Source organism: Blastomonas sp. UPD001, from assembly GCF_003426715.1.
Taxonomy (GTDB): Bacteria; Pseudomonadota; Alphaproteobacteria; order Sphingomonadales; family Sphingomonadaceae; genus Blastomonas.
In genome coordinates this window covers 2,739,524-2,753,280 of record NZ_QKVT01000001.1, presented here as the reverse complement: position 1 = coordinate 2,753,280, position 13,757 = coordinate 2,739,524, and the positions used below count along the sequence as shown (strand labels likewise).

16 protein-coding genes and 2 pseudogenes are annotated in these 13,757 nt (G+C 66.1%); 4 read left to right on the top strand and 14 right to left on the bottom strand.

What is annotated here, in order from left to right; all coding sequences use genetic code 11:
- The 3 genes and pseudogenes from DM995_RS21910 to DM995_RS14000 all read right to left on the bottom strand — a co-directional run.
- Positions 1-312, bottom strand: a pseudogene (locus DM995_RS21910) (threonine synthase); the annotation flags it as partial.
- A gap of 93 nt (positions 313-405) precedes the next feature.
- Positions 406-1,206, bottom strand: a complete 801-nt coding sequence (locus DM995_RS14005; RefSeq protein ID WP_116969817.1) for a sterol desaturase family protein — start codon at positions 1,204-1,206, stop codon at positions 406-408.
- Complete coding sequence (locus tag DM995_RS14000; protein ID WP_116969816.1) at positions 1,203-2,315, bottom strand: alkene reductase; 1,113 nt, start codon at positions 2,313-2,315, stop codon at positions 1,203-1,205. The genes DM995_RS14005 and DM995_RS14000 overlap by 4 nt, the downstream gene beginning before the upstream one ends.
- 73 nt (positions 2,316-2,388) lie before the next feature.
- Here DM995_RS14000 and DM995_RS13995 point away from each other — a divergent pair, with 73 nt between their 5' ends.
- The 4 genes from DM995_RS13995 to DM995_RS13980 all read left to right on the top strand — a co-directional run bounded on the left by DM995_RS13995 (position 2,389) and on the right by DM995_RS13980 (position 5,361).
- Complete coding sequence (locus DM995_RS13995; RefSeq protein WP_232824397.1) at positions 2,389-3,300, top strand: DMT family transporter; 912 nt, start codon at positions 2,389-2,391, stop codon at positions 3,298-3,300.
- A 14-nt stretch (positions 3,301-3,314) separates the two neighbouring features.
- Complete coding sequence (locus DM995_RS13990; protein ID WP_232824396.1) at positions 3,315-4,007, top strand: COQ9 family protein; 693 nt, start codon at positions 3,315-3,317, stop codon at positions 4,005-4,007.
- 19 nt (positions 4,008-4,026) lie between these two features.
- A complete protein-coding gene (locus DM995_RS13985; RefSeq protein WP_198669371.1) occupies positions 4,027-4,347 on the top strand; it encodes a DUF1905 domain-containing protein in 321 nt (106 codons plus the stop codon).
- A gap of 183 nt (positions 4,348-4,530) precedes the next feature.
- Positions 4,531-5,361 (top strand): ParA family protein, encoded by an 831-nt coding sequence (locus DM995_RS13980; protein ID WP_157973214.1) that lies wholly within the window; start codon positions 4,531-4,533, stop codon positions 5,359-5,361.
- Positions 5,362-5,367: 6 nt separating this feature from the next.
- Here DM995_RS13980 and DM995_RS13975 read toward each other — a convergent pair whose 3' ends face one another.
- From DM995_RS13975 to DM995_RS13920, 11 genes and pseudogenes are all read right to left on the bottom strand, one after another.
- The gene (locus DM995_RS13975) at positions 5,368-5,760 is read right to left on the bottom strand and encodes a flagellar export chaperone FliS (RefSeq protein ID WP_060979453.1); all 393 of its coding nucleotides are present in this window, start codon (positions 5,758-5,760) and stop codon (positions 5,368-5,370) included.
- 36 nt (positions 5,761-5,796) lie between these two features.
- Positions 5,797-7,200, bottom strand: coding sequence for a flagellar filament capping protein FliD (fliD, locus tag DM995_RS13970; protein WP_116969814.1), 1,404 nt, complete (start codon positions 7,198-7,200; stop codon positions 5,797-5,799).
- A 61-nt stretch (positions 7,201-7,261) separates the two neighbouring features.
- The gene (locus DM995_RS13965) at positions 7,262-8,404 is read right to left on the bottom strand and encodes an EscU/YscU/HrcU family type III secretion system export apparatus switch protein (protein ID WP_116969813.1); all 1,143 of its coding nucleotides are present in this window, start codon (positions 8,402-8,404) and stop codon (positions 7,262-7,264) included.
- Positions 8,405-8,408: 4 nt separating this feature from the next.
- Positions 8,409-9,191: a flagellar biosynthetic protein FliR gene (gene fliR / locus DM995_RS13960; protein ID WP_116969812.1), complete on the bottom strand. Its 783-nt coding sequence runs from the start codon at positions 9,189-9,191 to the stop codon at positions 8,409-8,411.
- Complete coding sequence (locus tag DM995_RS13955; protein ID WP_023837571.1) at positions 9,188-9,460, bottom strand: flagellar biosynthetic protein FliQ; 273 nt, start codon at positions 9,458-9,460, stop codon at positions 9,188-9,190. Before DM995_RS13955 ends, fliR begins: the two co-directional genes overlap by 4 nt.
- Before the next feature lie 126 nt (positions 9,461-9,586).
- Positions 9,587-10,348 (bottom strand): annotated as a pseudogene (gene fliP / locus DM995_RS13950) (flagellar type III secretion system pore protein FliP); the annotation flags it as partial.
- Between the two features lie 219 nt (positions 10,349-10,567).
- The gene (locus tag DM995_RS13940; protein WP_116969809.1) at positions 10,568-10,918 is read right to left on the bottom strand and encodes a FliO/MopB family protein; all 351 of its coding nucleotides are present in this window, start codon (positions 10,916-10,918) and stop codon (positions 10,568-10,570) included.
- 75 nt (positions 10,919-10,993) lie between these two features.
- Positions 10,994-11,344, bottom strand: coding sequence for a flagellar motor switch protein FliN (fliN, locus tag DM995_RS13935; protein WP_023837574.1), 351 nt, complete (start codon positions 11,342-11,344; stop codon positions 10,994-10,996).
- A gap of 5 nt (positions 11,345-11,349) precedes the next feature.
- A complete protein-coding gene (locus DM995_RS13930; protein ID WP_116969808.1) occupies positions 11,350-12,279 on the bottom strand; it encodes a FliM/FliN family flagellar motor switch protein in 930 nt (309 codons plus the stop codon).
- 18 nt (positions 12,280-12,297) lie between these two features.
- A complete protein-coding gene (locus tag DM995_RS13925) occupies positions 12,298-12,864 on the bottom strand; it encodes a flagellar basal body-associated FliL family protein (protein WP_023837576.1) in 567 nt (188 codons plus the stop codon).
- A 40-nt stretch (positions 12,865-12,904) separates the two neighbouring features.
- Positions 12,905-13,757, bottom strand: an 853-nt coding sequence (locus tag DM995_RS13920) for a flagellar hook-length control protein FliK (protein ID WP_198669370.1), incomplete at its 5' end; no start/stop codon positions are given.

Here is a 13,757-nt window from a genome sequence, read left to right as displayed (position 1 = left end):
CAGCACGTCCGCCCCGCCCGCCCTGGGCAGCGGCACGAGCGGCGTCTCGATCTCGCCTAGGCTGACGATATGGCGCGCCTCGCGCACCGGAAGCAGCTCGCGCCAGCGCCACAGATCGGTGTCGCGCCGCTCGAATGCATCGCGGTCCAGATGCGCGGCGATGGCGGGCAGATCATAGCGCACCAGCAGCGGCCTGCCGACGCGCGAAAGCCCATGCACCTGGTCGGCCTCGTATCGCTCGCCGGTCATCGAACATTCGAGATGCGTGACGAAGCTCTGCCGATCGGCCAGGATGTTGCTTATCAAGGGCATGAATGTCGCGCTCTCCCTGCCCCCCGTCGATCGGCAGGCTTGTGCGCTCCAATTGGGCGGTTCGGCTTTGATTTCAATGTTTTGTTGCTGCGCTTAGCGGAACGGGAGCCGCATGGCCCAGCCGAAACGCGCGGTCTCCTGACCCGGATAGTCGACCAGGCCGATCGTCATCGTGTCGTGCCCGCCGCTCGGCCGCGCGCGATAGGTGCGGAAGAGCCGGTCCCAGATCGACAGGCAGAAACCGTAATTGCTGTCATGCTCGATGCGGCGGGTGCTGTGGTGCACGCGGTGCATGTCAGGCGTGACGACGACCAGCCGCAGCACGCTGTCGAGCCAGAGCGGCAGCGCCAGATTGGCATGGTTGAACATCGGCAGCAGCGCGAGCAGCAGCTCAAACAACACCAGCGCCCAGAGCGGCGCGCCGAGCGCCAGCGCCACGCCCATCTTGAACAGCATCGACAGGGCGATTTCGAGCGGATGGAAGCGCAGGGCCGTCGACATGTCGAGATCGCGATCGGCATGGTGCACCCGGTGCAGCCGCCAGAGCAGCGGGATGCGGTGCGTTGCCCAGTGCTGCGCCCATACCGCCAGATCGAGCAGCAGGATCGCCAGTCCCCCCTGCGCCCAGCCGGGGAGCCCGGTCATCGGCAGCAGGCCGAAATCGGGTTGCGGCGCATAGCCCGTCACCGCGCCGAACAGCGCAATGAAGATCAGCGCCTGCACTCCGCGTTCGACCGGCATGTTGACCAGCACGAAGCCGAGATGCGCCGGCCAGCGCGTTGCTACCGGCAGCCTGCGATGGCGGCGCGGAAAGATTGCCTCGGCCAGCAGCAGCGCCAGCGCGGTGCCGAGCAGCACCGCGCTGATCAGCCAGGGCTGGCCGCTGGCGATCATGACGCGGCGGCAGCCTCGGACACGATTCCCTGTTCGGCCATTGTCGGATAGTCGGTATAGCCTTCGGGAGAGCTGCCATACCAGCGCGCCGGATTGTCCGGATTGAGCGGCGCGTTGATCGCCAGCCGCGCGGGCAGGTCCGGATTGGCGAGGAAGGTGCGACCGAAGCTGATCGCATCGGGAATCCCGCCCGCCATCGCGGCGACCGCCTTGTCGTGATCATAATCGCTGTTGAGCACCAGCGGGCCCGCGAACACCTTGCGGATATGCGGGCTGACCGGCGGCACGTCGCTCGCGCCGAAGGTGCCGTCCATCGGCGGCTCGCGCAGTTCGAGGAACGCGATGCCGATCCGGTCGAGCAGCGCAGCGGCGGCGGTGAAGGTCGCTTCGGGCGTCGCGTCGTTCACCCCCTGCGTCTCGCCATTGGGCGACAGGCGCACCGAGACATGATCGTGGCTCCACACATCGACCAACCGCTCGGCCACCTCGCCGAGCAGGCGGATGCGGTTCTCGACCGGGCCGCCATAATCGTCGTCGCGCAGGTTGGACGAGGAGCGCAGGAACTGGTCGATCAGATAGCCATTGGCGGCGTGAATCTGCACGCCGTCGAAACCGGCGCGGCGCGCATTCTCGGTCGCGCGCGCATAATCGTCGAGGATGCGCGGGATTTCGCCGACCTCCAGCGCGCGCGCGGTCTCGTAGGGCTTGGTCCCCTCATAGGTATGCGCGTGATAGTCGAACCGCGTCGCCGAGGCCGAGACCGGGGGCTTGCCGCCGTTGAAATCGGGATGCACCAGCCGCCCCATGTGCCAGAGCTGGCAGATGATCCGCCCGCCCGCCTGGTGCACGCGCTCGACCACCGGCTTCCAGCCCTCGACCTGCTCGTCGTTCCAGATGCCCGGCGCGAACGGCGTGCCCAGCCCCTCCGGGCTGATCCCGGTCGCTTCGGAGATGATCAGCCCAGCGCTGGCGCGCTGCGCATAATATTCGCCCATCAGCGGCACCGGCACGTGCGTGCGCGTCGCGCGGCAGCGGGTGAGCGGCGCCATCAGGATGCGGTTGGGGCAGGCAATCGCGCCAAGCTGGACAGGATCGAACAGGGTGGGCATGGGCGGCATCTCTCCTTGAACCGCCACCGGGGAAAAGCCCCGCGACGGCGTTTAACCGAATGGCTAAAGGCCGATGATGACAAAAGCAACCGAGCGGGGCGGAATCCTGGCCATCCTTGCGCTGATCTTCGCCAATGTGGCGCTCGCCTTCGGCCCGCTATTCGTGCGGATGGCCGATACCGGCCCGGTTTCCGCCGGATTCTGGCGGCTGACGCTGGCGCTGCCAGTGCTGGTCCTGATCGCGCTCCAGCAGCGCGAACCGCTGCACGGCTATCGCGCCCCGATCTGGTGGATGCTCGTGCTGAGCGGCGTCGCCTTCGCGCTCGACCTCGCCAGCTGGAATTTCGGCATCGAGCGCACCAAGCTGGCCAACTCGACGCTGTTCGGCAACATGGGCAGCGTGATGCTGGTGGTCTATGGCTTCATCATCAGCCGCGCCTGGCCGCACAAGGCAGAACTCGGCGCGGTGGCGCTGGCGGTCCTGGGCGCAGGGCTGCTGATGGGCAGCAGTTACGAGCTCGACATCCGCAACCTCGTCGGCGACCTGTTCTGCCTGCTCGCGGGCGTGCTGTACGTGGTCTATCTGCTCAGCATCCGTCACATTCGTGGCGAGATGGGCAGCTGGTCGGTGCTGGTCTGGTCGACCGTTTTCGGGATCGCCCCGATGCTTGCCATCGCAGCGCTGCTCGGCGAGCCGGTCTGGCCCACCGACTGGACCCCGGTGCTGCTGCTTGCACTGGTCTGCCAGCTGTTCGGCCAGGGGCTGATGGTCTATGCGGTCAGCCATTTCTCGCCGGTGGTGCTCGGCATCGCCTTGCTCAGCCAGCCCGCGATCGCCGCGGTGATCGGCTGGCAGGCGTTCGGCGAGACGCTGTCGGTCAACGACACGATCGGGATGATCGCGATCGGTGCGGCTTTGGTGCTCGTCCGCCTGCCCGAGGCACGGCGCGCGGCGCGGCTTGCAGCTTCGCCCCCGGCTCCCTAATTGTGGGAGCATCCATGGAGGCACTGCCGATGTACCGTCCGACCAAGCTCGACACCCTGCCCGCCGACCCGACGATGGACGAGGTGCGCCAGTTCCTGCCGCCGTTCATTGCCGACGAGGCCGTGTTCGATGGCTGGACGCCGACCGCGCGCGATGCCGCCGCCGCTGCACAGGGCGTGGAGCCGGGCCTCGCGACACTCGCCTTCGACAAGGGCCCGATGGACATGATCGATGCCTGGATCAGCCATATCGACGCGCAGATGATCGAGGCGTTTCCGCCCGAGCGCATCGCCGCGATGAAGATCCGCGAGCGCATCCGCGCGCTCGTCGCCTTCCGCTTCGAGGCGGTGGCGCACCAGCGCGAGGCGCTGCGCCGCGCGACCGCGATCATGGCGCTGCCCGCCAATCTCGCCCGCACCGCGCGCATCTCCTGGCGCACGGCCGACCTGATGTGGCGGCTGGCGGGCGACACCGCCACCGATTACAACCATTATACCAAGCGCGCGATCCTGTCGGGCGTCTATGGCTCGACGCTGATGGCGTTTCTCGACGACGAAAGCCCCGATTTCGCCGACACGCACGCGTTTCTGGAACGCCGCATCGACAATGTGATGCAGTTCGAGAAAGCCAAGGCAAAATGGACCAATAGGGGCGAAAGCCTGAGCCTTTCGCGCTTCCTCGGCAGGCTGCGCTACCCGGCGCGTTGAGATCGATCGCGAGCCGCACGTGCGCGAGGAGATCGCCCGGCTCGAATTCAGCGCACCGGTCACGGAATGGCGCGGCCCCGCCCCGTTCTACTTTCTCAAATTACCCGAAGATTGTTGGGGCGAGGTCCGTTTTGTAGCGCGACAGGCAAGCTATGGTTGGGGCTGCGTACCCGTGGAGGCGACCATCGGTGCGATCGATTTCACGACGTCGCTGATCCCGCGAAACGGCGGCTTTCTGCTGCCGCTCAAGGTGGCGGTGCGCAAGGCCGCCGCAATCGACCTTTCCCAATGCGTGACGGCCACGATCAGGATCTACGCCCCCGGTCCGAAGTTCGGGTGAGCCGCTCCAGGCGGCGACCATTGCCTCCCAATGGCTTGGCGGCTGGCCATCGCGTTAACGACGGGGGCGGCGCCGGTCCTGCATCGGGACAATGGGCACGAGGTTCGGCGCGGCCATTTTCCACGGCTTGCCTGGCCAGGGTAAGCGCAGTATTTACGAAACCTCCAGATCGGGGGGATTCTCTTGGCCGCCATTGCCGTATTCAATCCCAAGGGGGGCGTGGGCAAGACCACGCTTTCGGTCAACCTTGCATGGGAATCGGCGCGGGCGGGCAATCGCACGCTGCTCTGGGATCTCGACGGCCAGGGCGACAGCACCGCGATCCTGGTCGACAGCCGTCAGCCGCCGCGCATGGACGCTGCGCGGCTGATGCACGGCATTGCCGACATCCATGCGCATATCGTGCCCAGCAAGGTGGCCGGGCTCGACGTGCTGGTGCCCGAAGAGGACATGCGCCGCACCGACAACTGGTTCGTGCACATGGCGCAGCAGCAGCGGCTGGGCCGCCTGCTGGTCGACCTGAAGCAGCGTTATGACCGGATCATCATCGATTGCCCGCCAGGGCTTGGCGATACCGCGCGCAGGCTGCTGCTGGTGGCCGATCTGATCATCGTGCCAGTCATCCCCGCGCCGCTCGCGGTGCGCGGGCTGGAGCGGGTTCGCGAATATGTGACGCACAAGCGCGGACGGCATGCGCCGATCCTGCCGGTCTTCTCGATGGTCGATCGCCGGCGCGCGCTGCACAAGGCGGCGCTGGCAGACCATCCCGACTGGCCGGTGGTCCCGATGTCGAGCGCCGCCGAGCAGATGTCGTGCACCAAGCAGCCGATCGGTGTTGGCATGCCCGATGGTCCCGCTGCCCTGGTGTTCCGCAAATTGTGGCACGGCATCGACAGCAAGCTGTGCCAGATGCGGGTCGCGCGCAAGGCGTCCGCCGGCATGGCGCTAGCCCCGTATGAAGCGGCGCGGGGCGCGGGATCGCTCCCGCTGGCCGCGGCGCCGGTCCAGCCCTGACGCCGCTTATTTCGGCGCGATGCGCTTCCAGGCTTCGGCGATCTCGGCGAGCATCTGGCGCGCGGACATCAGCACGTCGACCTTGTCGGGGCTCATCGCGGCGTTGATGCGGCGGCTGGCTTCGCGATAGATGCGTGCGAGCGCCAGCGCGAGTTCTCCGCCCTTCTCGAAATCGAGGCTTTCTTCCAGCGCGATGACGATGGCCGATGCGCGGGCGCGGGCCTGGATCATCGGTACCGCCTCGCCGCGCTGGGCGTGACGGATCGCCGCATCGAGCCGAAGCAGCAACTCGTCGAACAGGATGACGACCAGCTGGTGCGGGCTCGCGCCCTCGACCCGGCTGACCGTATCGACGGCCTGATAGCTGCCCATGTGGCGACGCGGAGAGATGAAGCTCATGCGGTTTTCCTTGTCATTCTATCTGTTTTGGTTGTCTCAATTGTCGCCGCTGTTGGTCCAGACCGACACCTGCTGCTCGATATAGCTCTGAGTAGAGCGCAGCACGGTGAGCTGGCGGTCCATGGCGGCGAACGTCTTTTCGAGCTGCTCGCGATACTTGTCGCTGTCTTCCTCGACCCGTTCCATCATCTTGGTCAGGTCGGCGGCGATCTTGTTCAGGCGGTTCTGCGCGCCGGTCAGCGACCCGTTGGGCGCCTTGAGCGCGGTCTTCACATCCTCGAACGCCTTGGCGAGGCCCGGATTGCCGGCGGTCGGCGTCGCCGGTTCGAGCATCCTGGCGATGCCCTCGGGATCGGCGGCGAGAGCGCGGTCGAACTTGACCGAATCCAGCGTCAGCGTGCCGTCCCGGTTGGTCTTGACGCCGATATCGGCGAGCGAGCGATAGGTGCCGGTGTCGGTGAGCTGCTTGGTGGTCAGCGAGGCCATCGAGCGCATCATGTCGCGCGCTGCGCGTTCGCCGGCGAGCGGACCGCCGCTCGCACCGTCGAGGCCCGGCGCGGTCGCCGAGTTGAGCGCGCCGCGCAGGTCGTTATAGGCCTTGACGAACTCGTTGACGATGTCCTTGACCGACGAGGTCGGCTGGTCGCCGCTGATCACGACATTGGTGCCGGGCGCCGCCGCGAGCAGGTTGATGCGCACGCCGGGAACGGCGGTGTCGATCTGGTTGCTGGCGTTGGTCAGCTCGATGCCGTTGACGTTGATGATGCTGTCGCGCGCCGTCGTGACCGAAGTCATGCCCGCGCCACCCGCCGGGGGGAAGGCAAAGGCATCGAGCGCCGCCGAGCCTCCCGATCCGGTGACGGTGAAGCTGTTGGCCGCGCCTTCCTTGCCGCGCAGCACCAGCCGCGATCCGCTATTGTCGGTGACGATGCTGGCGGTAACGCCGCTGTTGGTCGCGTTGATCGCGTCGCGCAGGCCGCCGAGCGAATTGTTGGTCGAATCGATGGTGACGTTGAAATTGCCCGCCGAGGTCGTGATGGTCAGCGATCCTTCGCCAACCGCCGAGCTGGTGCTGGCATAGCTGCTCGCCGAGACCATGCTCTGCGCCGCGGCAAGCTGGCTGACCTGCACGGTGGCAGGCAGGCCCTGCGGCTTCTGTCCGGGGATGAAGCTGGCAGCGACGAGATCGCCGCGGGTGGAAACGAGATTGCCGGTGAGCTGGCGGCCGTTGAGCACTTCGCTCAGCGCCTTGGAAAAGGTCTCGAGCGCCGACGAGGCCGAGGCCAGCGCGGAGATGCGCGCCTGGTTGAGGTTCTGCCGCTCGCGGACATCCGACTGTTTCGGCTCGAGCTGGGCCGTGACGAGATCGTTGACCAGCTGGGCGCTGTTGACGCCGGTAAAGCCGGTAATGACGTTGGAAATTCCGCTATTCGTGACCATCACCAGTTCCTTCTGAAAGGATTAACGGCGGGTGGCGGGCGGCCTTAAGGCCTTTTCCAGATCATTTCTGCGGTTTGCCGTCCATGTCGAAGCGAAGGTCGGCGGGCACATCGAGTTCGGGCTGGCCGAAGCCGACATCCATCTTCTCGTTGATGCGGAAAACGAAGGCGAGCAGCGTCGCGGCGGCCAGATAAAGCCGTTCGTCGATGATCTGGCCGGGCTTGGAGGTGAAGTAGATCGCGCGGGTGAGTTCCGGATAGCGCAGGATCGTCAGACCGCGCTCCATTGCCAGTTCGCGCATCGCCTGGGCAATCGCCCCGCGTCCGCGCGCGAGCACCACCGGCGCGGGATCGCGTTCGCGATCATAGCGCAGCGCGATCGCGAAATGGGTCGGGTTGACCAGCAGCACCGTCGCATCCTCGACTGCCTTGCGCGTGGAGCCGTTGAGCACCTCGTACTGCCGCCGACGCACCGCCTGCTTGAGCTCGGGCGAGCCTTCGACCTCCTTGTGCTCGTCCTTGACCTCCTGCTTGGTCATCATCAGCTTCTGGTTGCGCTGGTACCATTGCGCGGGAACGTCGATCAGCGCGATCAGTCCGAGCGCGCCCGCCATCGCCAGCAGCGTCATCGAGAACAGGTCGCCGAACGCGGCAATGCCCTGGCGCACATCGCCATGGCCCAGCTGCGCCATCTGCGGCAGCATCGACATGATCATGACTACGCCGATCGTGCCCATCAGCACGACCTTGGCCAGGGACTTGACCAGCTCGATCAGGCCGTGCGTCCCGAACATGCGCTTGAGGCCCGACATCGGGTTCATCTTCGACGCCTTGGGCTGGATCGCGCTCCAGCGGAATCCCAGCGAGCCGAGCGCGGCAGGCGTCGCGACGCAGGCGACCAGCAGGAACGCGAACAGCCCGCCAAAGGGAATGGCAAGCGGCATGAGCAGGCTGAGAGTGCGCTGGCCGACATTGAAATCGGTCGCCTGATAGATGTCGAATACTAGCGCCGCGCGCAGCATGCCCGCGATCGAGCCGACCATCATCTCGCCGAACAGCACGAAGGCCATGGTGCCGCCGATGATGATCATCGCGGTGCCGAGTTCCTTGGACTGGAGAACATCACCCTTTTCGCGCGACTCCCGGAGCCGCTTCTCGGTAGGGAGTTCGGTTTTTTCGCCACCACCTGAAGGGCCGTCTGCCATCGCGTCAGCCCTCCCCTGCCATCACTTCGGACTGTTCCAGCCCGACTTCCATCGCGCGCATCACGCCATCGGCCAGCACCGGTGCGGCGATCGCGAGCAGGATGATCCCTGCAAGCACCGCCACCGGAATGCCGACCGAGAACAGGTTGAGCTGCGGCGCCGAGCGCGCGAGCATCGCCATCACCAGCTGGACGATGATCAGCGCCGCGCCGACGGGCAGCGCGATCACCAGCCCCATCGAGAACAGCATCGCGCCGAACTCGACCAAGTCCATGATCAGCCGCGGCGAGAGCATCGCATCGCCCGGGGGCAGCGCCTCGTAGCTGCGCACGATGATCGCGATCAGCATCAGATGCCCGTCTATCGCGAGCAGCAGCAGCACCGCGATGATCGACAAAAAGCTGCCGATGACCGGGCTCGACTGGCCGCTCTGCGGATCGGCCATCGAGGCAAAGCCCAGGCCCATCGCGTTGCTGATCAGCTCGCCCGCGACGAACGCGGCCGAATAGCCGATCTGCAGCGCGAAGCCGATGGCGACGCCGCAGACGATCTCGCCGATGATGAACAGGAAGCCGGTATAGCTCACCAGCGTCGTGTCGGGCAGGTTGATCGTGGCGCTGTTGGTCGCGGCGATGCCGATCATCGCCGACAGGATGATGCGCACCTGGAGCGGAACCGTGGTCGCACCGAAAACGGGGGCTGCCATCAACGCCGCGCCGGGCCGGATCATCGCCATGATCCAGATCCACAATTGCGCCTCGACGCCGGCAAAGCCCGGTGCGATCACAGCAGTAGGTCCGGGATGCGGCTGTACATCTCGACGGTGAAATCGGCGATCAGGTACAGGATCGACCCGCCGAATAGCGCGAGGATGATGCCGAGCACGACCAGCTTGGGCACGAAGCTCAAGGTCGCCTCGTTGATCGAGGTCGCCGCCTGGACCATGCCGAGCAGCACGCCGACGAGCAAAGCGGGGATCAGCAGCGGGGCCGAAGCCAGCGCCGTGATCCACAGCGTCTGCTGCGCCAGGCCAATGAAATAGTCGGTCTGTTCCATATCAGCGTGCAGCTTCTGAAAGGTTCCGTTTGTCCCGAGCATGTCGAGGGACGTTCCGGAAACGGTGGCGCATGCGTCCCTCGACTTCGCTCGGGACAAACGGGGATAGGGTCAGCTTCATGTCTGCTAGTTCACGAACGAACCGGCGAGCGAGCCCATAGTGAGCGCCCAGCCATCGACGAGCACGAACAGCAAGAGCTTGAACGGCATCGAGATGATCGTCGGCGACAGCATCATCATGCCCAGTGCCATCAGCGTGGAGGCGACCACGAGGTCGATCACCAGGAACGGCAGGAAGATCATGAAGCCGATCTGGAACGCGGTCTTGAGCTCGCTGGTGACGAAGGCGGGCAGCAGGATCGAGAACGGAATGTCGCGGGGCGCGGCAACCGGCTTGGCCTTGGCCATGTCCATGAACAGCTTGAGGTCGGTCTGACGCGTCTGCTTGATCATGAACTTGTGGAATTCCTGGCCCGAGATCTCGATCGCGGTTTCCAGCTCGATCGTGTCGGCGGCATAGGGCGCGACCGCGCGGTCGTTGATCTGGGTGAAGGTGGGGGCCATCACGAACATCGACAGGAACAGCGCGAGCCCGATCAGCACCTGGTTGGGCGGCGTCTGCTGCAGGCCGAGCGCCTGGCGCAGGATCGACAGCACGATGATGATCCGCGTGAAGCTGGTCATCATCAGCACCATCGACGGAAGGATGGTGAGCAGACCCATGACGACCAGGATCTGCAGGCTGAGCGTGAGCGGCTTGCCGTTGCCCGCGACATCGTCGAGCGCCTGGGACAGCGCCTCGGACGCGCCGGGGGTGCCGGTGGCAGAGCCGGTTGCCGGCGTCGCGACCGGTGCGGGGTTGGTCGTGGTCGCTGCGGGCGCTGCGGGTGCCGCAGGCGCGGCCTGTCCGGTCGCGGCGGCGGCGCAGCAGCAGGAATGCTAGCAGACACCGACCTCCGTTGGTCCCGAGCGAAGTCGAGGGACCTTTCTCACCCGTTCCGCATACGTCCCTCGACGTCTCGGCAAAGCCGAGAAGTTTACCCCGAGCGGCTGGCTTGCCAGCCAGTCGAGGGGCACGGGACAAACGGATGATGTTCCGGAAAAAGCTCATGCGCCGCGCTCCCGGAGCGCGGCGAGCAGATCGCGATTGTGTCCGGCCAGCGCCGCCGGGGGGTTGGCGCTGGCCGGACCGGTTCCGGCATCCGTGCTGGCGATCGTGTCGATCCGCGCGCGCGTTACCGAAAGCAGGATTTTCTGTCCGGCAAACTCGACCACGGCGAGCTTGCCCGAAACGCCCATGCTGACCGTTTCGGTGACCTTGAGCTCGCGCTGCGGACCCGCCATGTCGAGCCGGGCCATCATGCCGGGCTGGTATTTGCGGTAGAGCCACAGGCTGCCATAGATCATGCCGCCCATCACCGGCAGCATGATCAGCAGTTTGATGATGTAATAGGTCATTCCGGTCCGCTTCCAAGTCCCTGTGCCGTGCCGCCGGAGGATCCGGCGCGGGCGACAGGGACTGAAGCAGCCCGGTCAGATGCGCCGTTCGACCCGTGCGTGGCCGACGTTCTTCGACACCACCTCGGCCACCCGGATTCCGAACCGGCCATCGATGGTCACGACTTCCCCTCTTGCAACCAGCGTGCCATTTACGTTGATATCGAGAAGCTCGTTGGCCTGGCGGTCGAGCTCGACCACCGATCCCTCGCAAAGCTCCATGATTTCGGCGAGGCGCAGCGAGGCGCTGCCCACCTCGACCGACAGGCGCACGGGGATGTCGGCGAGAAAGCGGTAATGATTTGCCGCCTCGTGCAATCCGTTGCCGCCCATGTCGAAAGGCTCTGCCGGTGCTCCCAGCATCGGTGCTTCGGTCATGTCGCTCATGGGGCTTATCCTCTTTCTATGGTTTCGATGCGGAACGCGGCCAGGCCGTTCTGTTCACCCAGGCTGCCGCGCGCGAAGATGCGGTCACCGATGATCAGCGGCAGGTTGCGCGCCGGTGGAATGGGAATGATGTCGCCGGGCTTGAGTTCGGCGAGCTGCGGCAGGGTGAGCACCGGGCGAGCGAGCACCGAGCGCGCGGGCAGCGTGACATGCGCCAGTGCCTGCGTCATCTGGTCGCGCCAGGCGGGATCGGGCAGCTGGTCGTCGGCAATGCCGGCCGGCGTCAGGCACTGTTCGGCCGCCTGCAGCCCATCGAGCGGATAGACCAGCTCGAGCTCGTAGCGGATATTGTCGGGCAGCGTGATGCGGAAGCGCTGCACCACCATGCGCGCCAGCGGAGAGGCGATGCGTGCGCCATCGACCGAGGTCGCATGGCCTGCGGCATGGCAGGCGAAATTGCCGACCTCGTTCCACGAAGCGCCCAGGCGCTCGCCGATGACGCGCGCGATGCGGCCGATCAGGCGGATATCGGTCGCGGTGAATTCCTTCTTGGGCGAGGCCATCTCGCGCGGCGCACCGCCGAAAAAGGCATCGAGCATCGCCGAAACGAACACCGGTTCCTTCTTCAGCAGCACGCGGCCCTGCATCGGCGCGAGCTGGAACTGGCTGATGCTCACCAGCTCGGCCTGGCGGTCACACCAGACATCGAACTGGGTGAATTCGGCATCGGGGGCATCGACGCGCAGCTTGACCCCCGCGATCGGCTCGAGTGCATGGCGCAGGCCCGTGCACAGCGATCGCGCGACGCGGCGCAGCACCGGCACGACCGTCTTCTGGTCGGCATCGGCCTTGGCAAAGCTGTGCTCGGCCGGGCGACGCTCGGCCTGGGCCGTGCCCAGGCCGTCTGCGGTATCGGAAAGTTCGCTGCTGCTCATCTGGATGTCGGCCTTGGCTTACTGGACCACGAAGCTGGTGAAATAGACGTCCTCGACACCGGCAAAGCCGGTCTTGTCGACCAGGACGTCGTTGATCACCTTCTTGAGCTGGCCCTTGAGCTGTTCCTTGCCCTCGATCGTCTCGAGCTGGATCGGATCGAAATCGCTGATCGCCATCAGGATGGCAGAGCGGATCGCGATATTGTGCTCGGTCAGCGCGGCGGGAACCTTCTCGTCGAAATAGGTCGAGACCGCGAGCGACATCTGGGCAAAGCCGCCGCCGCCGCGCAGGTTGGCGGTGAACGGCTCCTCGATGGGCAGATAGGTGACCTTGAACTTGGCATCGAGATGGCTGCCCGAGGCAACCTGCTTGAGCCCGGCCGCCTTGGCGGACACGGTCGTGCCGTCCTTCAGCACCACCTTGGGCGCATTGGGGTCTTCATGCTCGCCGCCGCCGATCATCCCGGCCGCGAAAAAGCCTGCGGCCGCGCCCCCGCCGCCGAGCACCAGCACGGCGACAAGCGGAATGAGCAGCTTCTTGACCATGCCGCCCTTCTTTTTCGGTTCCTTTTCGGTTTCAGCCATTTCTCGGTTCCCTCAAGAGAATTTCATGCGTTTCGTGGGTTCAGGCGTAGCGGACATTGCCGCGCGGACGGCGCGGCGCCGGATTTGCATCGGACGTCTGGTCGGCAGGCGTCTGGTGCTGCGCGGCGTCACGGGCAGAGGCGCTTTCGGCGCCCGACTGACCGCGCTGCTGTTGCTGCTGTGCCGATCCGTTCTGCGTGCCCGGCGATTGCTGGCGCAGTTCGACGGTCACTTCGGTGTTGCGCTGGCCCTGGCTGCGCAGATCCTGCTCGAGCCGGTGCTGCGAGCTCACCAGCGTGTCGCGCACCGCATCGTGCTCGGTGACGATGCGCACCTGATCGCGATCGGGCCCGGCGAGCATCTCGATATCGATGCGGCCGAGATGCTCGGGCATGACCTGGATCTTCACCATCTGCCCGCCATCGACGAGCTTGGCGATCTGGCCTTCGATTCCGGCGACGAAGCCCGCATCAAAGGCAAGATTGTGCATCGGAACCTGCGGTTGCGCGGCGGCCTGCGGCGCCGCAGCGCCGGAGGCCTGCTGGACCTGCGGATTGACCGCGTTCAGTGCAGCGGCCCAGGCGGGCGGCACGGCCTCGATCGATGCCGGTGACAGGGGCTCGATGGCGAGGCTGCTGATGCCGGTCTGGACCGTCAGGTCGGCGCGATCGAACAGCGCCGCGAGCGGTTCGGCGGCGCGCGGCGACTGCAGCGCGGTGTCGATGGTGCGGCGTGCAGCAGGGCTGACCTGCGCGCGCGGGGCCGGGCTCTGGACCGGAGCCGCCATGGCGATCGGGGCGGCCTGAGCGGCGCGAGCGGCGTCAGGCGCGCTCGCGGCCGCTGCGGGCACGGCAGGCGCGGCCATCTGCGGCGCGCTCGCCTGCGGGACCGGG

What these genes read in the sequence shown, in the direction of transcription:
- DM995_RS14005 (WP_116969817.1), bottom strand. Translation starts at nt 1,206, where the DNA reads ATGATCGCCAGCGGCCAGCCCTGGCTGATCAGCGCGGTGCTGCTCGGC.
- DM995_RS14000 (WP_116969816.1), bottom strand. Translation starts at nt 2,315, where the DNA reads ATGCCCACCCTGTTCGATCCTGTCCAGCTTGGCGCGATTGCCTGCCCC.
- DM995_RS13995 (WP_232824397.1), top strand. Translation starts at nt 2,389, where the DNA reads ATGATGACAAAAGCAACCGAGCGGGGCGGAATCCTGGCCATCCTTGCG.
- DM995_RS13990 (WP_232824396.1), top strand. Translation starts at nt 3,315, where the DNA reads ATGGAGGCACTGCCGATGTACCGTCCGACCAAGCTCGACACCCTGCCC.
- DM995_RS13975 (WP_060979453.1), bottom strand. Translation starts at nt 5,760, where the DNA reads ATGAGCTTCATCTCTCCGCGTCGCCACATGGGCAGCTATCAGGCCGTC.
- fliD (WP_116969814.1), bottom strand. Translation starts at nt 7,200, where the DNA reads ATGGTCACGAATAGCGGAATTTCCAACGTCATTACCGGCTTTACCGGC.
- DM995_RS13965 (WP_116969813.1), bottom strand. Translation starts at nt 8,404, where the DNA reads ATGGCAGACGGCCCTTCAGGTGGTGGCGAAAAAACCGAACTCCCTACC.
- DM995_RS13955 (WP_023837571.1), bottom strand. Translation starts at nt 9,460, where the DNA reads ATGGAACAGACCGACTATTTCATTGGCCTGGCGCAGCAGACGCTGTGG.
- DM995_RS13940 (WP_116969809.1), bottom strand. Translation starts at nt 10,918, where the DNA reads ATGACCTATTACATCATCAAACTGCTGATCATGCTGCCGGTGATGGGC.
- fliN (WP_023837574.1), bottom strand. Translation starts at nt 11,344, where the DNA reads ATGAGCGACATGACCGAAGCACCGATGCTGGGAGCACCGGCAGAGCCT.
- DM995_RS13930 (WP_116969808.1), bottom strand. Translation starts at nt 12,279, where the DNA reads ATGAGCAGCAGCGAACTTTCCGATACCGCAGACGGCCTGGGCACGGCC.
- DM995_RS13925 (WP_023837576.1), bottom strand. Translation starts at nt 12,864, where the DNA reads ATGGCTGAAACCGAAAAGGAACCGAAAAAGAAGGGCGGCATGGTCAAG.